Source organism: Thermogutta hypogea (genome assembly GCF_055386265.1).
On sequence record NZ_AP042425.1, the window covers coordinates 2,331,756 to 2,350,113 of the forward strand.

The window sequence follows — 18,358 nt, forward strand, 5'->3', positions numbered from 1 at the left end:
AAGTCGTATCGTGAACGCCTCTGCGCGCCGCAAGTCCTGCCTTCCGAGCTGCAAAACATGGATTTTCGCGTACAGCTCGATGTCTTCCGCGGGCCGTTGGACCTCCTGCTTTACCTCGTCCGTAAGAACGAGCTGGAAATCACCGAGATCTCGGTCGGCCGGATCGCCGAGCAATTCCTGGAATACCTGGATTCCGGCGTGTCGCTCGACGTGGATACGGCGGCCGAATTCCTGGCCATGGCCGGCTGGTTGGCCGAGATCAAATCCCACGAGGTTCTGCCGCACCAAGAATCCGCGATCGAGGCGGAAGAGCCGGCCCGCGACGAGCTGGTCCGTCGCCTTTTGGAATACAAAAAGTATCGCGACGCGGCGTACGAACTGGAGGAGAAGGCACGGGCCTGGCAGCAGACCTTTCGCCGGCTCTCCGACGATCTGGGTAGTGTAGAACGCAATCCGGCCGAGGAGCCGCTCCAGGACGTCCAACTCTGGGATTTGGTCAACGCTTTCGTCCGCATCGTCAAGGAATTGGATTCCGCGGCTGCTCCGGCCATCGTTTACGATGACACGCCGATCCGCGTCTTCATGGAGCGTATCTATCGCCGTCTGCAAACCGAGCGGCATATCTCGTTCAGCCGGCTGTTCGAAAAAGGGATGCACAAGTCCACGCTGATCGGCATTTTTCTGGCCTGCTTGGAGCTGGTTCGCCACGGCCAGGTCCGGTTGGAACAGGGAGAACTCTTCGGTGAGATTCATCTGTACCTAAGAGAAGACGCGTCCCCGGACACATCATGGCAGGACGTTTCCGATTACCGTGCCCGGCCGGAGCACGAGGAATCGGGCGATGCGGCGTCGCCGGATCCGTCCGCGGCAGCTCCGTTGCAATCCGAAGTCGCACCCGAGGACGATCCCCCCTCCGCGTGAAGTGCCTGCGTTTCGGAATCATGGAACGCCTCACGGGCATTTCTCCGCCGTCCACGGGCGATTACCCGACGGCGTGCGAACATGCACGCGGTTATGGACTTTCCGCGGCAACGGGGCTTAAATGGATTGCTGTCCTTCCTGCCCGGTTCGGCTTCGTCTCAGCGGGAGACGCTCCGCGGCATCGTGCTTTCCGAAAAGGAGAAATCCATGGGCGTTTCATCCAGGACTAGTCGGCGGAGTTTCTTGAAGACGTCAAGCGCCGCCGTGGCGTTGCCCTATATCATCACAACAAAGGCGTTGGGCGACGGCGAGACCCCGCCGGCCGGCGAACGCATCGTGATGGGAGGTATCGGCATCGGCAACATGGGGCGCGGGGATATGGGAGCCTTCCTCGGCCGCCCCGACGTCCAATACGTGGCCGTCTGCGACGTTCGCAAGAGTTTTCGCGAACAGGCCAAAGCCAACGTCGATAAGCATTATCAGAACGGCGATTGCAAGGCCTACAACGACTTCCGCGACGTGCTGGCTCGAACCGACATCGACGCGGTGCACGTGGCCACGCCCGACCATTGGCACGCCATCATCGTGATCGAAGCCTGCCGCAGCGGCAAGGACGTTTATTGCCAAAAGCCCGAGACGCGGACGCTTCGCGAAGGGCCCTTGATGGTCCAGGCCGCCCGGCGCTACGCCCGCGTCGTGTCCGGCGGCAGCCAGCGCGTGCTCGAAGACTATCGCGACGTGGTCAACAAATGCTGGGGCGGGGAGTTGGGGACGATCCGGTGGATCAACGTCAACGTCGGCCCCCTGTCGCAGCCCTGCTATTTGCCCGCCGAGCCGGTTCCCGACGACATCGACTGGGAGATGTGGCTCGGACCGGCGCCGTGGGCTCCGTACAACAAAGCGCGCTGCGACGGAAACTTCGGCACCAGCGGCGGGAGCTGGCGATCGTACATCGACTATTCCGGCGGAGGAATGACGGATTGGGGCGCCCACCACTTCGGAGGCGCCACCTTCGCCGTGGACGTCCGCGAATTGCAACCCCAAGAGGTCATCTATCACAACGAGAACGGGCGCGAATTCCTCGAGTACCATTACCCCAACGGCATCGTGCTCTACCACAATCGTCCCGATACGGGCAACCTCCAAGTGGAGGGCACGCCCGGCGAACGCCGCGATCCCAAGCCCGTCCCCGGCTACAAGGGCACCGGCGGCATTTACGGCGATTTCATCGAGTGTGTGAAGACGCGCGAGAAACCGTTCCGAGACATCGAACTGGCGATCAACACCATGGCCGTTTGCCACTTGGGCATCATCGCCTACACGCTCAAACGGTCGTTGAAGTGGGACGCGGCGAATCAGCAATTCGTGAACGATCCCGAGGCCGACCGACTGCGCGACCGTGCCCGCCGGGAACCGTGGGTCTTGTAGTGTCCGGCATGACCACGGGTTACCACGACGGCGTGCGTCCCTTCCGGTCGAAAACCGCCTTACCGGCAACCACATCGTTTGAATCACCATTTTCCCAAGCGAGGATATGCCATGTTGGAAGACGCTTTTGAAGCCTTGAAAACGTTCGATTGGGGTTCCGACCCCAAGGTATTGAAGCCGATCGACGATACGATCGCGGCTTCCCACGGCGACGCGGCCGCGCGCCGGGAATTGGAAACCAAGCTGCTGGACTCGCTGCAAAGCGGAGTTTCTCGCGCCGCCAAGGATTTCATTTGTCGCAAGTTGACGATTATCGGGACTGCCGCAAGCGTCCCGATTCTGGCCGGCTTGCTGGCGGACGCCGAAAACTCGCACATGGCCCGGTACGCGCTGGAACGGATCGAGTCGCCCGAAGCCGCTCAAGCCCTGCGCGAAGCCTTGCCGAATCTGAGCGGGCAACTCAGGATCGGTGTGATCGGATCGCTCGGCGTGCGTCAAGACACGGCGGCGGTGCCGGCTCTGGCGAAGCTGCTGACGGATTCCGATACGGACACGGCCCGCGCGGCCGCCTTCGCCTTGGGGGATATTCGCACCGCGGAAGCAGCCCAGACCTTAACTTCCGTCGCCGTATCCGAAGGAGCGCGATCCGCGGTCGCGGACGCCGTGCTCGCCTGCGCGGAGGCTCTCTTGGCCAAAGGCGAAAAGGCCCAGGCGATCGTCCTGTACCGAAAGCTGACCGGCGAAGATCAGCCGAAACAGGTCCGCTTGGCCGCCACGCGCGGTATGTTGGCCGCCGCCGGTAAATCGGAGTAATCGTTGCCCTTGAAGTTTCCCCAGACATGGAAGACGGGTGCGGCCGACCGCGAACCGCTTCGGTTTCCGCATCGCACCGCCGCCGCGAATTGCGTCGCATCCGTCTTCCCCTCCATTCACGTATCCGGCCGGGAGTCTATTTTGATGGCGCGGTTCTTCTACGCTTGGTTGCTCGCCCCGTGTTTGATGCTTGCCGTCTCGCGGGCAACGTGTTCGGCTGAAGTTGCCGCCGGCGCCGACACCGAAGCCTTGCAAATGGTTTTGGAATTCCTGCGAGATTCGGACCGCGACATCCGGGGATTAGCCTTGGAGCAGATTCGCAGCGAGTTGAAGGGGGACGTCTTCACGCGGCGCTTTGCCGAGGAACTGCCGCGACTGGCTCCGGAAGCCCAAGTCGGCCTGCTGGGGGCTTTGGCGAATCGGGGCGACAAGGCCGCACGCCCCGCCATCCTGTCCTTGCTCCAGGGCGACCACCGGCCCGAAGTCCGGGCAGCGGCGATCCGCGCGTTGGCATTCCTCGGCGAAGCCGGCGACGCCGAAGTCATCCTGCCTTCGCTCCGGGCGGAGATTGAAGAAGAGCGAATCGCGGCCCGCTTCGCGCTGGCGAGGTTGCCCGGCGAACAAGCCGGTAAGACGATTCTGGCCGCGGTCGATAAGGCAACCGGGGACCAAGCTACGGATTTGATCCAACTGCTGGTGGAACGGCGCGACACGAACGCCGTGCCCCGGTTGTTGGAGCTAGCCGCCGGCGCGGATCCCCTCAAGCGAAATACGGCCTTGTCCGCGTTGGGCGAGCTGGCCGGACCGGAACAGCTTGCGCCGATGTTGCGAATCGTACTCGCTCTGCCGGCGGGCCGCGATCGCGAAGCGGCGGAAAAGGCCGTCATGTTCCTCTGCGGGCGAATCCCCGAAGAGCGGCGGGACACCACGCTGACCTCAGCCCTGGAGCGGTTCAGCGAGGGCGATCAACGCCTCTTGCTCCCCACGCTCGGCCGTGTGGGCGGGAAAACGGCTTTCACAAAAATCGAAGCCGCTCTGCGATCGCAAGATCCGGCTTGGCACGAGGCCGGCATTCGCGCCATCGCCAATTGGCCGAACGGCTCCGTCGCCGACCTCCTCATCGAATTGGCGGAGCGGGACCCTCATGCTTCCCACCGCACGACCTGCCTGCGGGCTTTGATTCGCGTCGCCCCTTTGGCAGACGACCGCGATAACTCCCAGAAACTCGAGTTGCTGAAATCGGCCATGAAACTCAGCACTCGGGACGAAGAACGCATCTTGGTCCTCCAACGCGCTCAAGCGATCCGGGACGTGGCTACGCTGAGGTATCTGGTCACGTTTCTGGACCAACCCGCCTATGCCCAGGCAGCGTGCGAGTCGATCGTGGAGCTGGCCCACCACCGGGAGCTCCGCGACGCCAACAAGCCCGAATTCGAATCGGCCCTGGACGCCGTCATCCGAACCAGCAAGGACCCTATCGTCGTGGAGCGTGCCAATCGGTACAAGAGGGGCCAAACTTGGGTTCGTCCCAAGGCTTCGCCATGATTCCACGGGCGGAACGAACCGCCGGACGGCATTCCACGTATCTGCCCCCTGTGGACCAAGTCTAGGTTATCACAAGGTGCATCGCCATGACTCGCATCGCCTTCCATCTGTTTCCGTGCCGCTATCTTCCTTCGCGGCGAATCGGGCCGAAAGCGGCCGGGTTCCTCCTGCTCTTGATGTTCGCGGCAATCTTTTCCGGCTTTTCCGGCTGTGACTCTCGGCCCCCGCTTGAGGACTTGGGGGAACTGGAGTTCTCGGTTCCGAATCTGCCCGGCATGGGAGAGCCGTTCGTTCTACCGAACGGGGAAAAGGTTACCCCGCGAACCGAGGAGGACGAGATGCGTGAGGCGATGATGCGGCAAAGCCCGAACTTGCCGGTACCGGCCCAGAAAGAACCTGCCGCCGACGGACCGGCGGCCGGAAGCGAGCCTTCCGCGGTGCCCGCCGGCAGCCCCTCGCAAAATGGGAGTTCCGACGATTCCGATACCCGATCTGATGCCGGCAGCGGAACTTGAGATGCGCGGAGACCTCCCACCGGAAACGATCCGCATTTGAATTCCCCGAGAACCGCAATTAGCCTGAAGAAAAGACGACTTTGCGGTGCTTTTCTCAGACGCCTTGGCGGGACGGGTTCCAATGCTGCGATTCGATTTCGCGACGCCGCTGCTGTTAGCCGCTGCCCTCTGCTGGGTCCCCGTTGATACCGGGAAGTGCGCACGGTTAGCCGCCGGAGAGCGGTTCGGCCAAGGATTCGCGGGATTCCCGATCGGCGGAGTTTCGTCGCTGGGTGCAATCCGAATCCCCGAGTTTCCCGGTTGTTACCGGGCGATTTGGCCCAACTTCACCGAGGAGTACGATTCGCGGCCGTATTTCGTACGCTACCCCGTCACGCACTACGGCTACCGAACGCTGATCTCGAACGGGCGATTCCTCTATCGTTCCGATGTCGCACGCCTGTGGCCGCCCGGGCGCCTAGCATTTTACGCCGCGCAGCGGCCGTGGTTCTGGTTTTCCCCCGACCACGCCATGCCGCTCACTCGTTCTTCCGTCACCCCTCATGAGCATCTCTCCATTGTCACGCCGCCGCGTCACGCCGTTCCTATCTTGGTTTTGAATCCGTTTGCGGAACGAGCGACGACGGAAGAACGTGATGAAGCCGGCAACATGTCGAAAGCCGGCGATCGGACCGCGGTCGTTCGCTGGGAGAACAGCGAGGCCGTCCGCCCCCTCCGTATCACGAATCCGCACGTTGTGGGTGCGAAATGAATCGCCGCACCGCCGCCGTCGCGGCGTTGGTGCGGGCCTCTCGCATGTCGCGGCTCGTCCCTCAGGGAGCGCTGCGACCGGATTCGCGGATCGTACCGAGCACGGCGCGCAATTCGGAAACGATTTCGGGCCGAGCTTGGAAAAGATTCACCTGCTCACCGATGTCGTCGCGAAGGTTGTAAAGCTGTCCCGCCGGCGCGCCATCAGGCACGCGGTTTTCGGCCAAGCTCCACCCACCGGAACCACGGCAGTCGAGGAATTTCCAATCGCCCCGACGCACGGCGAATTTGCCGTTAATCGAGTGCATCACGACGGGCGGCCGATCGACCGTACGGGCTTCACCGGTCAGCAGCGGCAAGAACCCGAAGCTGTCCTCGCCGCATGTTTCGGGCAGCGTATCCCCCACGATCTGAGCGAACGTGCCCAACAAATCGGTCAAGCAAATCGCGGCTTCGCAGGTCGTCCCGCGTTCGACCCGGCCCGGCCAGCGGACGAGAAACGGTACGCGGTGGCCGCCCTCCCAAATGTCCGACTTTTGGCCGCGAAAGTGGTAATTGGTGGCGTGTTGATACTTTTGAAAGAACGGGCGAATGGTCATCGTTGAGCCGTTATCGCTGGTGAAGATGACCAGCGTATTCTCCCGTATTCCCAAATCGTCAATCGCCTTCAGAACCCGGCCCACGACGTGATCCACTTGAACGACGAAGTCTCCGTAACTACCGGCTTGACTCCTTCCTTGGAACTCCGGAAGCGGTAACACGGGCGTGTGGGGGGCCGTCAGCGGAAAGTAAAGGAAAAGAGGTCGCTCGGGTGACTTTTTATGTGTCTCCGTCAGCCAGCCGACGGCTTTTTCCGTCAAGACGGATAGGACCTGGTCGTGTTCAAAATCGGGCGATTTCTTACCGGCACGCCAATTCATCGGAAAATCCTGCCCTTGCGTATCTTCTTCAGGGATGGCGGTAACACGGTCATTGTCGATGTAGCAGTAGGGCGCCATGTCGAGAGAAGCGGCGATACCGAAGAAATAGTCGAAGCCGACCGTCAGCGGTCCTTCTGTGATGGGACGGGTGAAATCGACGCCCGGATCGTCGGTCGTATAGTCCTTGTCGGTCACCGGCGTCCCCTGGGCCGACTGCCAACCCAGCCCCAAATGCCATTTGCCCACGGCGGCCGTTGCGTACCCGTGAGACTTCAATAACGACGCCAAGGTCGTGCGATTCGGTTCGATCAAAGGCCGATCGAACCCGTACAAGACCCCCGACTGAAGTCGCGTCCGCCACGCATACCTCCCCGTCAAAAGCCCGTAGCGGGTCGGCGTGCACACCGACGAAGGCGTGTGGGCATCGGTGAAACTCATCCCCTCTTGAGCAAGTCGGTCCAAGTTCGGTGTCCGGATCTTGGAATCCGGATTCAAGCAAGAGAGATCGCCGTAGCCCAAATCGTCTGCCAAGATGAGCACAACATGGGGCAAATCGCCCCGGCCGCCCTGCGTGTCGCTCGCCCCGGCAGAGACGGCAAAGACTGCGTTCAAGAGAACCGCGAAGGTCAAAACCTGGAATCGTGGGCTAAGCATTTTCGGCCTCCTCTTGCTGGTTATTCGCCCAAGACCTCGCCAAAGTCAATCCGAATCTCCTCGAACCGAGAAGTTTATCCTCCACCATCGGGATTGTCACCAATCGGCTCTCTCCGAAGAAAAAGTGACGGTGCTTGAGCGGCACGCAAACAATCGGAACACGAATGAAGTAAGTTGCATACGCGGGCGTCCGCGGAAGTTACCGACCGCATACACCACATTATGGCGACCGCTTTTGGTGGTGATTCATCCCGGCTTGACCAACGCGGCCATCAATTCCGGCGGGGTAAGCGGTGCATAAAGACGCGCCGCGGGCCTTCGGTCTGGCTTTGCGGGCCAAGCACGGCGTCTCCAGGATACGCTCCCCATCCTCGGCTTCTCCCTCAAGGGCTCATTTTGCAGAGGTCCTGAGGCAAAACGCACAGGGAAGTGAATTGTCACGAGGTGCATCCGTGTTTTACCGGCCGGAATTATGTCCCGACTGAGGCCGGCCGATTCTACCGATGCGGGCTTATTTCCAGCCGACAAAAGGCAAAGAGTCGCGCTTTTAGGCTATTCGCCCCATTTCTTTCCCGTGACTGGGGACAGGATTGAGTCCTCCTCAGTCCATGATGACCGCAGCGACAACGAACCAACGAGGCAGGAAATCCGCCATCGCCGACAGATAATCCCCGCGCCAGAATCCGCTGACAAGAGCGTGCCGAAATCACTACCATGGGCACCAAGCCGCGACCTTTCGCCCCCACGACGCATGAAACGCAAGGCTTGACCGCGCTATGCCCACACCGGCACAAACTCCGTTTTTCTGAGTCAATCCTCCCCCGTCTGTGCGGCTCGCGAGGCGATTTCCTCCGGTGTCAGCACGCGGCTATACAGTCGCACCTCATCCAGTTCACCCACAAAGTGGGCGGCGTGGTCCACGTCAAAGTTACCCACAACGATGGGGCGGTTGTTATTGCGGACACTCCCGGGGCGCTCCATCGTGCCGACTTCGTGACCATCCATATAAAGCCGCATGGTGGTCCCATCAAACGTGCCGGCAAGGTGGACCCAACGGCCTTGTGGCAAGGGCTGATTTCCCACCAAATGATGACTCCAGGCCGTAACCGGAATTTGCAAGCTGGGTCTCCCCTGAAGAATGCCAAGACGAAAGCCCGACGTCTCCGCACCGCCGAAGACCCGATTGATGATCCACCTGTTGTCCTGCTCCGGCTGATCGGTACGAATCCGGCATTCCACCGACAACTGCGACCAGTCCGGGAGTCGGTCGTCGGTGGGAACGATCATGCAGCCGCCGCGACAATCGAGGGCCATCCCCCGCCATCCCTTCACGCGTTCGATTTGGTGGAGCGTCCCTCCCAGGCGATGACCGGAATAGTCCAACGCTGCTACCTCATCTTGGTTTTCGTCGAACGTCCAGTAAGCGACCAGGCCTTCGTCGGTGACGATGGGTTTCACCCACCTGCGAGCCGTTTGCCGAATCTCCCGTTCCCGCTGATAATACGCGCGAATCGGCAAATCATAGGGACCAAGGCCAAGATCTTCGGGAAGGAGGTCAAGATGCGGCGCAGCGTCGCCGGCGAAAACGCGACGGACGGCATCCAAATAGCCAAAGCCGAATTCTCGATAGGGCGCGATGTAATGTCCCTCCCCCCACTCGTTCCAATTATCCAACAGGATGATGCGACTTCCCAATTGCTCGGAAGGTAGCGTCTTGGCGAAGGCTTTCGCTTCCCGCATCAGCCTTTCGAAATCCTCCGGCGGGAGTTTCCAGATGGAGCCTTCATCGCGCCAACCGCTCCATCCCTGGGAGACCGTAATTACTTGCGGCAAGATGTTCAATTCCTGCGTTTTCTTGATATAGTCCATCTGGGCGCGGAGGGCTTCCTCGGGACTGGGGTTATTCGGGATCGGCCAAACGTAGGCAAATGTGTAATCAAGCCCCAGGTCTTTCATCAGTTGCAGGTGTTTCGGGTTGGTCCCACGGTATTCGCCCAGGAGGTATACCCCGTCGAATCCCGCCCGGCGGCAGAGCTCACGGACCTTGGCAAAGGCTTGAGCGACCTTGTCGATGCTGCCCAGGTCTTGGATGAGATACTCCGGCCGATAGATGAAGAGCAAGGGCTTGTTGTCCATGACCAGGTAGTTCGGACGGCGGAAATAATTCTCGATCCAGTAGGGCAGCAGGTTTTGGAGGAGGTCCTCTTCATCGGCAACGCCGGCAATCCCCCGATTCTGGTTCTCCCACATGATGGTAAATCGTATCTTGTCTTGAAATCGGGAGTGAAATAGGGCCTCGTGAATGGCACTGGACAGCCGGGTTTCCACGGGCCCACCTTGGCTAGCTCGGTACCAACAATAGATGAAAAACGAAATCCCGTGATCCACGGCCCATTTTGTTTCCCAATCGGCAACCTCCGGTTGCTCCTGGCAATAGAATCCCAGGGCCGGCGTCCTTTCGGGATGTCGGATGACGTTTCTCCACATTTCCGGCCTGTCTTTTTCCCACAGGGGACAATTGTGGGCACCCACCAGCATGTCCGTAACCACCGGCTGTGGCTCCGGGATTTTGTCTGCTTTTTGGACGGCGAGAGCGGGCAAGAAGAGCAGACTGAGTGTTTGCCCAAGCGGCGTTCCACCTGCCGGGTTGACGTTGACCGCCAAATCGTGCCGGCCTTCTTTGAAAGCCTGCACCGTCCACGACAGGGTGACCTCCCCCGCCCCGTCGCGAAACGCAAAAGCTGTGCTGCGGTCCCCATTGATAAGTTCCACGACAGGCGGCAAGAGAAGTTCAACCGTTCCCTCTTCGTCGCGGTCACCGTCATTGCCCAGTGTCAGTTGCAAAGTGATAGGTCGCCCCGCCCGACAAACCGGTACATCCGGCTGAAACTCCGCGACCTTGATCTGAGCTGATCCGAGAGCGGGCCCCAACGAAAAGGCAGCAAGAAGGATAAACAACCGGGTTGTGGCAGCCGCACGACCCCAGGTGATTGCATGCTTCGCGGAGTCTTTCATCATGACCGTATTCCTCTCAAATTGCGGATCTTGCATGGCCGGACCAACGCTCAAACAAATTGATGCTTCCCGGGACCTCTGCAAAGTCGTTTCGAATCGCCCGGCGGTGTGAAGTTTACCCCCCGCAATCGGGATTGTCAGCAATTGGGTGAGCTGTTTGCAACCTGCCCTTTCCGCAGCCACATCCTCTCCCTCCGCAAACGCTTGCGTGAACCGGAAACCGGCAGCGAAAGCGAAGGGCGGGAAAGGTTAAGCAATCATCGGGATTGACGGCGGCTCTCGATTCACGCCGGGCCGTGCCACGGGGGGCGGCGAGGCACTGCGACGAGTAACGGCCCCGCATGGAAAGGCCCGTCCCCGGGGGGCAGGACCAGGATCGCTCGCCCACAATGCTGCGGCACGCTTCTTGAGAAAAGGTAACGGTGACCGGTTGGCGCGTGAAGAATCGGAAAACGAATGAAGTGAGTTGCGTACGATCGCATCCGCGGAAGTTACTGACGGCATACACCTGCCTGTGGGAACCGGACTTGGTGGGAGTTTCGCCAGGTTAACCGGCGCGGCCACCACAGGGATGCGACTGATGGGGTGCGTGGAGCATGGAGCCTCACCGAGAGCGCGTGGTCCTCCTATGCAGACCGATCGTCGGCCCCATGAAACCCCTCCAATACTTGATTTTCCCGTCGAAAACGGACGTTGCGGAGGTACGCAGTACTGCTCTGGCGACCTTACCGCAGCGAAACCTGCACCCGCCGGTACCGCACAAGCATGGTGGGGAACCGCCCTCGCAATTCCTGCTCAGGCATCGGCGGCTTTCCCGCGCCGGGCTTCCAGCATCCGAATCCACGGACCGATGTAATGCCCGTGATCGTGATAGGTGCGTCCGCTCACCAAGTTTCCGTCGATGACGCATGGTTCGTCAACGAAAATGCCGCCGCACACTTCCAGATCGAATCGGCATTTGGGAACGGTCGCCATTCGCCGGCCCTTCACGCACCCGGCATAGGCCGGAATCTCTACGCCGTGACAAACGCACGCGATCGGCTTTCCCGTCTCAAAGAAGTGCCGCGTGATGCGGACCAAGTCTTCGTCGTACCGCAAATACTCCGGCGCACGTCCGCCGGAGAAGAAGATGCCGGCATACTCCTCGGGCCGCACGTCACGGAAGGCAACGTCCGCTTCAATGGTGTACCCTTCCCATTCTTTTGTGATGGTCCAACCAGGCTTCACTTCGTGGAGGACCATCTGATAGCGCCGTTTCTCGGGGGCCGCCACCACGGGACGAAAGCCCGCCTCGATCAAACGGTAATAGGGATACAGCGTATCCACGGTTTCGGTGGCATCGCCGACAACAATCAGGACTTGCTCCATGAATCGAATCTCCGTCATCGCAATCTTAAAATGCGGCCTGGATATCTTCGCCGGCCACGAGCGTCGGACCTACGAATCGCAGCTCGCAAGGCATTGCTCCAAATACGCCCTCGCCCGATTCACCTCCTCCGTGACCTCCGCCACCGTCTCTCGGATCAGCCGTCCGCGGGGATAGGGGTGCATGAAGATGGAGGTAAACCCCGAGTACTTCCCATTGCGGAGGGCTTGAAGCAGAGGCCGAAAGTCCAGCGGTCCTCTGCCCGGCATCTGCAAGAGTTCGTCCTCCGGCGGCATGGCCGTCATGCAACCCTTGCCGTGCTGCCAGGCATAGAAGACGGCAATTCTGTCAGCCAAGGCACGAATCAAGTCCGCCTGCAAGTCGGCATCCTGCGGCAAATGATACGGGGCGAAAGCGATTGCCAGCCGCGGGGAGGGGGCCGACTCGGCGAGCCATTTCATCGAGTCGGGTGACTCGATCAGGCTGTTGCCGTGATTCTCAACGGCCAAGGTGACGCCGCATTTTTCAGCGACCTCAAGATGCGGTTTCATCGCTTCGACGAACTCCGCGACGGCGCGCTTCAAATCCGCGCCCGACAATCCCTTCGGCCCGGCGGCCCCCGTCACGATCAGACCGCACCCCATCCGTTCGGCCAATTCCATTTCCTCTTTCAGCCGAAACGGCCCAAGATCGTAGCGCGTGAGGCAGCCCAGCTTCACTTCGCTCCGTTCCAGCAAATCCCGAAAGCCGGATTCTCCGATCTCATCCAATTGCTCGCGCTGACTCCCGTGGACTTTGGGCCACAAGTCGAGATACCGCGCGCCGGTCTTACCGACCTCCGGCAAGATTTCCCTCACATCCGTGTAACCGTAAAGGCAGGAGGCCAGGAGATACTTGAGACGAAAGGCCCCCGCGGCGGGCGGCACCGCCTCGGCGGTCTGCGCCCTCCGGATCGAACCGACAACCAAGGCCCCGGCGGCCGTAGCCGCCGCAAACTCTCGCCTCGTCCACCTTTTCCTACCCTGCTTTTTGAGATTCATAATTCTCCGTTCCAGCACCAGGTCCGGATGCCGCCGTCGTTTAACCGAAAGAACGAAGGAAGCGAAACGCCTCCGTGCGCCGCCAACCCGCCGCGGCCGCCTTTTATGCCGCTGCGGCCGTCAAACGACCTCGAACCCCTTGCGTTGCGGCCGGGATAGCATGGCGTCGGCTTCGGCGTCCCCCACGAATGTTTCCGCTTGCGCGTCCCATCGCAAAGGCCGGCCGAGGCGAATCGCCAGGTTGATCAGGTGGCACGTCGTGGCGCTACGATGCTGGCTCTCGCAGTCGGAGATGGGGCGCCGCCGCTCGCGGACGCAATCGAAGAAATTGCCCATGTGGTTGACGATGGCGTCCAATTTTCCCACCCTTTCCGGCCGCGAGAGATTGTCGAAGTCATAGAGCCGGAATCGGTCGCGAGGCAAAGGGTCGTCTTGGAGTGCATCCACGGGCGATCCCGTGATCGTTCCCCGGTTGACGAACAACCGTCCCTGCTCTCCCTCGAACAGGACGCCGACCCGGCTTTGCTCGTCCACCAACAGTTCGACACCGCTCGGATAGCGAACGATGCCGCGAAAATCGATCGGCACGTTATAGCCGTTGGGAATGTTGGGGAGCTTGCCTTGGCCGTCGATCTCGACCGGCAACTCGTTGATACCCCATTGGGCGATATCGACGTCGTGCGCGCCCCAATCGGTCACCTTGCCCCCCGCGTATTCGAACCACCAGCGGAATGTGTAATGGCAGCGTTCTTCCACGTAGGGCACCTCCGGTGCCTGTCCCAGCCACAGATTCCAATTGAGGGCTGCGGGGACGGGCCGTTCGGGGAACGGTCCGCCCGTGGGGTTCGGGCCTACGCCCACCGATACTTTGCGGAGCTTTCCCAAGCGTCCCGCGCGCACCAGCTCGACAGCCAGGCGGTAACGCGCATCGCTCCGCTGCCATGAACCGACCTGGATCACGCGGCCCGTTTCTTCCGCCACCCGGCGAATGATCTTGCCCTCGTCGATCGTCAGCGTGATCGGCTTTTCGACGTAAACGTCTTTGCCCGCTCGGCACGCGTCGATGGTCATCTTGGCGTGCCAATGGTCGGGGGCGCCGATGAGGATGACATCCACATCCTTGCGATCCAATAATTGCCGATAATCCTCGAAGATGAGCGGCGTGCTGCCGAATCCCGCCCGGGCCTGTTCGCGTACGTTGCGGTCCACATCCGCGATGCCCACGACCTTGCCGTGGTTTTGAGCGATCAGCGTGATCACGGTCCCTTGATAGCGCATTCCGATGGCGCCGATGCCCGGTCGCTCGTTCGGCGAGCCGGCCTCCGTCATACCCAGGGCGGTTGCCGAAATGAAGCGCGGCGGCACCAAGGTACCAGCGGCCGCCGTCGCCACTCCCATCATAAATCCGCGCCGACCGGTCCTGATGTTTCCCATAATTCGCTCCAACTTGATCCAAAATGGGAGGTATTTCGTACAAAACAGGGAATGGCCACCGCATTCAATCGGATGCGGCGTTCAACCGGGGTTTGCTTGCCGAGATTGCGGCCGTCATTATGTTCCGGTATTCGAAGCCCTGTCAACGAGATGACGTGATGGAATCGATCGAAGATTGCGACGTTACGCGAAAGGCGATCATCTCGCGAGATATCCGACTCGCCGCCGAATCGGCACCGCACCGCCCAACCGCGGCGGCCCGCGGTAAGAGGGGCGGCGCAACGGCGAGATGCACCCGATGGGCTGACACCATCGCGCAACCATAGCCGTCGCGCGAACATCGGCTTCGGCCGGGTCTCCGCCAAGTGAGAAGTGCGACTCTCGTCCGGGCAGCGCAACACCGCAGGCCAACAAGCGGCTCTCGAAGTCGGACCTCGTCAGGAAAGGCGATCATGATCCGCCTGGGACTGTGCTGCATATTCCGCAAGGAACCCATCCGATTCCGTACGACCACCGCTGCGGCTGTCGCTCGCCTATCCCGTTCGGAGGCGTCGGCGCGACTCGCCGCCCTCTGCTCGGCCAATGCCGACTCGTTGATGCAGGCCTTCCGATTCTGCGTTGCAAACGGCATCGGGTGCTTTCGCATCTTGAGTCAAATCTTGCCCCTCAAAACACACCCCGATCTCGGCTACGCCGTGGAAGACCTTCCCAACGGCGAAGAGATCGTGCGTCGGCTTCGGGATTGCGGGCGATTCGCGAGCGAACACGACCTGCGAACGACCTTTCATCCGGACCAGTTCGTCGTGCTCAATTCCCCCCGGCCTGAGGTCGTGCGGAAATCTCTGGAGGAAATCGAGTACCAAGCCGAGGTGGCCGAATGGGTCAACGCCGATGTGATCAACATTCATGCCGGCGGTGCATTTGCCGATAAGGCGGCATCGTTGCGCCGGCTCGCGGACAACCTTAAGCATTTGTCACTCCGTGCCCGATCCCGCTTGACGCTGGAGAACGACGATCGGACTTACACTCCGACCGATCTCTTGCCCCTTTGCCGGGCCGAGGGGATTCCGCTCGTCTACGACGTGCATCATCACCGTTGCAACCCGGACGGTATTTCTGTGGAAGAGGCCACCGATCGTGCCGCGTCCACCTGGGACCGCGAGCCGTTGTTCCACATCTCATCGCCGCTCGACGGTTGGAAAGGAACGAAGCCCGAGCGGCATCACGATTTCATCGACGTTCGGGACTTCCCGGATTGCTGGCGCCGGCGAAGAATCACGGTGGAGGTGGAGGCGAAGGCGAAGGAGGCAGCGGTTTTGCAATTACGACAAGACCTGACGCGCCGCCGCGTCGCAATTCGAGATCCGGGTTGATCCGCCGAGTCCTCCCGGCGATGTCCCCGCCCGGCTCGGGCTGAGAGAATCACAAGCCCCTCGGCTTGTGTTATCGCCGGAACGGCCGAAGAATGAACGAAACCCGCGGTGAGGATGCCAATCGCTGAGCCGCTCTATTCCGTCTGTCTTCATGCCGATCGTTCCCAAACCGTGGGCACCCGTCATTTTCGAGTCCGTTGATGTTCGGAGATGTGAATTCACGAACGGAACGTCTCAAGGCGTTCGCAATCGAGTCGGGCTTCGTCGCGGTCGGCGCGGCACCCGCGGTTATTCCCCCGCACTACCCCGAGTTCCTAGCCTGGCTGGAAGCCGGCTACCAGGGCGAGATGGTCTATCTGTCACGTCACGCCGCCGCGAGAGAACACCCGCGACATGTATTGGACGGCGCCCGCAGTGTGCTGATGGCGGCCCTACCCTACGGCGAGGCTGTGCCGCCGGCGGCTCCCGCCGATGCCGCGACGGCACGCTACGCCCGGGGAGAGGATTATCACCGCCGCGCGCGAAGGCTGCTTCGCGCCCTGCTCGCAGAAACGCAACGATTGTTCCCGGGCGCGAAGGCACGCGGCGTCGTCGACACCGCGCCGCTCCTGGAACGCGAGTTCGCACAATTGGCCGGGCTGGGATGGATCGGCAAGAACACCATGCTCCTGCGGCGGGACTTGGGCAGTTGGCTTCTCCTCGCCGCGCTGATCACCGATGTGGAGCTGGCGTATGACGCGCCATTCTCCGCCGATCATTGCGGCCGATGCACGGCGTGCCTGGATGCCTGCCCCACCGGCGCCCTGATCCAACCTCGCGTATTGGACGCGCGGCGCTGCATCAGCTATTGGACCATCGAATTTCAGAGGAGCGTTCCGGAACAGTTGCGCGCCGCCATCGGCGATTGGTTCTTCGGCTGCGATATCTGCCAAGAGGTTTGCCCGTGGAATCACAAGGCGGGAGATCCCCTCGCCGTGCCCCCACCCGAACACGATAAGCCCGAAACCTTTACCCTTCGCGAGCTGTTCCGACTACCCGAGGAAAGATTCCAAGACCTCTTCCGCCCCACATCGCTGTGGCGAGCCAAGCGTCGGGGCATCCTCCGCAACGCCGCCATCGTGCTGGGAAACCGGCGCGACGCAAGCGCTTTGCCCGAATTGACCGCAGCCGCCCGGGACTCGGACGAGGTCATCCGTTCCGCGGCCGCTTGGGCCTTGGCCCGAATTCGCGGCACGACCGCCCCCACGGAGCCTTCGTGCCGGGTTCCGCCGTAGTGAATCGGCCGCCTCGTTCGCCGCGGATTCGCGAGGCACGCTGCGGGACGCCGCGCCGGAATGTACCGCTCGGCCGCAAAGCCGACCGCCGATTGCCGCCCTCGATGCGATCCGCCGCCCAAAACAGGTTCGCTCTCAGCCCGAAACATCGGCGGCTTCCGCAAAATCGCACGCGCTCTCGGATGGAACGGGCGGGGGTTTGCGAAGGCCGGGCAAGTCCACGCCGTACCAAATCCGCAGCAGATCGTCCCAGTCGCTTCGGGTCTTCAGGCGAGCGAGCGATGGACGGACGGCCTCGCCTTGGGGATGAATCTTGGCGTATTGAAACGCGAAGTTCCGCATCACGGACACGGCCCGATCGGGACCGTAAGCCGCAACGGCCAAGGAAAAATGCTCCTGCAAGACGTGTCGCTGCTCGAAGACCGAGGGCGGACGCGGCATCGGGCGCCCCTCGAGGACGGCCCGCAGTTCGGTGAAGAACCAGGGATAGCCCACGGCTCCGCGCCCGATCCAGAGCCCGTCCACGCCGGTCTCCTCGGCCATGCGGCAAGCACGTTCGGGAGAATGCAGGTCGCCGCTGCCGATGATCACGCGGTCGGGCCGTCGCCGCCGGAGCCGGGCCAAAAACTCCCACTCAGCCGTTCCCCGGTATCGTTGCAGGACGGTCCGCGGGTGGACGGTAATCGCCGTGACACCCAGGTCCCATACGCCTTCGACGATCCGGTGGAAATGCTCGACCGAGGCCTGTGTGTCGTCCAAGCCGCGGCGGAGTTTCAAAGTGAGGGGAATCTCCGGCGGGAGGGCATCGCGGACGACGGCCACGACGTGCAAGGCCTCGCGCGGATGTCCCAAGAACCATCCGCCCCGGCATTTCCCCAACACTTTACGCACGGGACAGGCGAAGTTGAGATCGATCCAATCGAAGCCTCGGGCGGCCAGAACGCGAGCGGCTTGTGCGAAGACCGCCGGATCGTCGCCCATCAACTGCGCGCCGCACGGATGATCTTCGTCGTCCACGCGAATGAATCGTCCCGCCTTGCTCCCCTTCGTCACGGACATCACGAACCGATCGAGGAGCACTTCCGCCACGGCGAAGCCCGCGCCGAAACGCCGGCAGAGCACTCGGAACGACCAGTCGCTATAACCCGCCAAAGCCCCCAGGCCGGCGGGAAAATCGATGCCGACGTCGCCGATCTTCAACGGCCGTTGCAACACGGTATCGTTCTCGGGTCCCTCTCCGATGGCAAGGTTTTCGAGCGGATCGCGCGGGGACATCGAGCGAGAGGCCTCCAGCACGCCCCCGCGGCGGA

At 61.6% G+C, this 18,358-nt stretch carries 14 protein-coding genes; 8 read left to right on the forward strand and 6 right to left on the reverse strand.

Annotated elements, in window-relative coordinates; genetic code table 11:
• Nucleotides 1-57 precede the first annotated feature (57 nt).
• From ACZ5B4_RS08395 to ACZ5B4_RS08420, 6 genes are all read left to right on the forward strand, one after another.
• Nucleotides 58-921 (forward strand): segregation and condensation protein A, encoded by an 864-nt coding sequence (locus ACZ5B4_RS08395; protein WP_464913986.1) that lies wholly within the window; start codon nucleotides 58-60, stop codon nucleotides 919-921.
• 207 nt (nucleotides 922-1,128) lie between these two features.
• Nucleotides 1,129-2,349 (forward strand): Gfo/Idh/MocA family protein, encoded by a 1,221-nt coding sequence (locus ACZ5B4_RS08400; RefSeq protein WP_464913987.1) that lies wholly within the window; start codon nucleotides 1,129-1,131, stop codon nucleotides 2,347-2,349.
• 111 nt (nucleotides 2,350-2,460) lie between these two features.
• Nucleotides 2,461-3,162 (forward strand): HEAT repeat domain-containing protein, encoded by a 702-nt coding sequence (locus tag ACZ5B4_RS08405; protein ID WP_464910777.1) that lies wholly within the window; start codon nucleotides 2,461-2,463, stop codon nucleotides 3,160-3,162.
• Between the two features lie 144 nt (nucleotides 3,163-3,306).
• Nucleotides 3,307-4,707, forward strand: coding sequence for a HEAT repeat domain-containing protein (locus tag ACZ5B4_RS08410; RefSeq protein ID WP_464910778.1), 1,401 nt, complete (start codon nucleotides 3,307-3,309; stop codon nucleotides 4,705-4,707).
• A gap of 86 nt (nucleotides 4,708-4,793) precedes the next feature.
• Nucleotides 4,794-5,222 (forward strand): hypothetical protein, encoded by a 429-nt coding sequence (locus tag ACZ5B4_RS08415; protein WP_464910779.1) that lies wholly within the window; start codon nucleotides 4,794-4,796, stop codon nucleotides 5,220-5,222.
• A 121-nt stretch (nucleotides 5,223-5,343) separates the two neighbouring features.
• Nucleotides 5,344-5,973, forward strand: coding sequence for a hypothetical protein (locus ACZ5B4_RS08420; protein WP_464910780.1), 630 nt, complete (start codon nucleotides 5,344-5,346; stop codon nucleotides 5,971-5,973).
• A 61-nt stretch (nucleotides 5,974-6,034) separates the two neighbouring features.
• Here ACZ5B4_RS08420 and ACZ5B4_RS08425 read toward each other — a convergent pair whose 3' ends face one another.
• The 5 genes from ACZ5B4_RS08425 to ACZ5B4_RS08445 form a co-directional block, all read right to left on the reverse strand.
• Nucleotides 6,035-7,546, reverse strand: coding sequence for a sulfatase family protein (locus ACZ5B4_RS08425; RefSeq protein WP_464910781.1), 1,512 nt, complete (start codon nucleotides 7,544-7,546; stop codon nucleotides 6,035-6,037).
• Nucleotides 7,547-8,356: 810 nt separating this feature from the next.
• Entirely contained in the window at nucleotides 8,357-10,564 is a 2,208-nt protein-coding gene (locus tag ACZ5B4_RS08430) for a LamG-like jellyroll fold domain-containing protein (protein WP_464910782.1), read from the reverse strand.
• A gap of 792 nt (nucleotides 10,565-11,356) precedes the next feature.
• A complete protein-coding gene (locus ACZ5B4_RS08435) occupies nucleotides 11,357-11,929 on the reverse strand; it encodes a DJ-1/PfpI family protein (RefSeq protein WP_464910783.1) in 573 nt (190 codons plus the stop codon).
• Nucleotides 11,930-11,998: 69 nt separating this feature from the next.
• The gene (locus ACZ5B4_RS08440; RefSeq protein ID WP_464910784.1) at nucleotides 11,999-12,967 is read right to left on the reverse strand and encodes a sugar phosphate isomerase/epimerase family protein; all 969 of its coding nucleotides are present in this window, start codon (nucleotides 12,965-12,967) and stop codon (nucleotides 11,999-12,001) included.
• Nucleotides 12,968-13,087: 120 nt separating this feature from the next.
• Nucleotides 13,088-14,401 carry a Gfo/Idh/MocA family protein gene (locus ACZ5B4_RS08445; RefSeq protein ID WP_464910785.1) on the reverse strand — a complete coding sequence of 438 codons (1,314 nt, stop codon included), beginning with the start codon at nucleotides 14,399-14,401 and terminating at the stop codon, nucleotides 13,088-13,090.
• A gap of 452 nt (nucleotides 14,402-14,853) precedes the next feature.
• On the opposite strand from ACZ5B4_RS08445, the gene uvsE reads away from it, so the two are divergent.
• Both uvsE and queG read left to right on the forward strand, forming a co-directional pair.
• Entirely contained in the window at nucleotides 14,854-15,774 is a 921-nt protein-coding gene (gene uvsE, locus ACZ5B4_RS08450) for a UV DNA damage repair endonuclease UvsE (RefSeq protein WP_464910786.1), read from the forward strand.
• Nucleotides 15,775-15,986: 212 nt separating this feature from the next.
• The gene (gene queG / locus ACZ5B4_RS08455) at nucleotides 15,987-17,048 is read left to right on the forward strand and encodes a tRNA epoxyqueuosine(34) reductase QueG (protein ID WP_464910787.1); all 1,062 of its coding nucleotides are present in this window, start codon (nucleotides 15,987-15,989) and stop codon (nucleotides 17,046-17,048) included.
• 135 nt (nucleotides 17,049-17,183) lie between these two features.
• Here the strand turns inward: queG and ACZ5B4_RS08460 are convergent, their stop codons facing one another.
• Complete coding sequence (locus ACZ5B4_RS08460) at nucleotides 17,184-18,323, reverse strand: tRNA dihydrouridine synthase (protein ID WP_464910788.1); 1,140 nt, start codon at nucleotides 18,321-18,323, stop codon at nucleotides 17,184-17,186.
• Nucleotides 18,324-18,358: the final 35 nt, after the last annotated feature.

Coding starts and splice junctions, on each gene's coding strand:
- ACZ5B4_RS08395 (WP_464913986.1), top strand. CDS start 58: ATGGATTTTCGCGTACAGCTCGATGTCTTCCGCGGGCCGTTGGACCTC.
- ACZ5B4_RS08400 (WP_464913987.1), top strand. CDS start 1,129: ATGGGCGTTTCATCCAGGACTAGTCGGCGGAGTTTCTTGAAGACGTCA.
- ACZ5B4_RS08405 (WP_464910777.1), top strand. CDS start 2,461: ATGTTGGAAGACGCTTTTGAAGCCTTGAAAACGTTCGATTGGGGTTCC.
- ACZ5B4_RS08410 (WP_464910778.1), top strand. CDS start 3,307: ATGGCGCGGTTCTTCTACGCTTGGTTGCTCGCCCCGTGTTTGATGCTT.
- ACZ5B4_RS08415 (WP_464910779.1), top strand. CDS start 4,794: ATGACTCGCATCGCCTTCCATCTGTTTCCGTGCCGCTATCTTCCTTCG.
- ACZ5B4_RS08420 (WP_464910780.1), top strand. CDS start 5,344: ATGCTGCGATTCGATTTCGCGACGCCGCTGCTGTTAGCCGCTGCCCTC.
- ACZ5B4_RS08425 (WP_464910781.1), bottom strand. CDS start 7,546: ATGCTTAGCCCACGATTCCAGGTTTTGACCTTCGCGGTTCTCTTGAAC.
- ACZ5B4_RS08430 (WP_464910782.1), bottom strand. CDS start 10,564: ATGATGAAAGACTCCGCGAAGCATGCAATCACCTGGGGTCGTGCGGCT.
- ACZ5B4_RS08435 (WP_464910783.1), bottom strand. CDS start 11,929: ATGGAGCAAGTCCTGATTGTTGTCGGCGATGCCACCGAAACCGTGGAT.
- ACZ5B4_RS08440 (WP_464910784.1), bottom strand. CDS start 12,967: ATGAATCTCAAAAAGCAGGGTAGGAAAAGGTGGACGAGGCGAGAGTTT.
- ACZ5B4_RS08445 (WP_464910785.1), bottom strand. CDS start 14,401: ATGGGAAACATCAGGACCGGTCGGCGCGGATTTATGATGGGAGTGGCG.
- uvsE (WP_464910786.1), top strand. CDS start 14,854: ATGATCCGCCTGGGACTGTGCTGCATATTCCGCAAGGAACCCATCCGA.
- ACZ5B4_RS08460 (WP_464910788.1), bottom strand. CDS start 18,323: ATGTCCCCGCGCGATCCGCTCGAAAACCTTGCCATCGGAGAGGGACCC.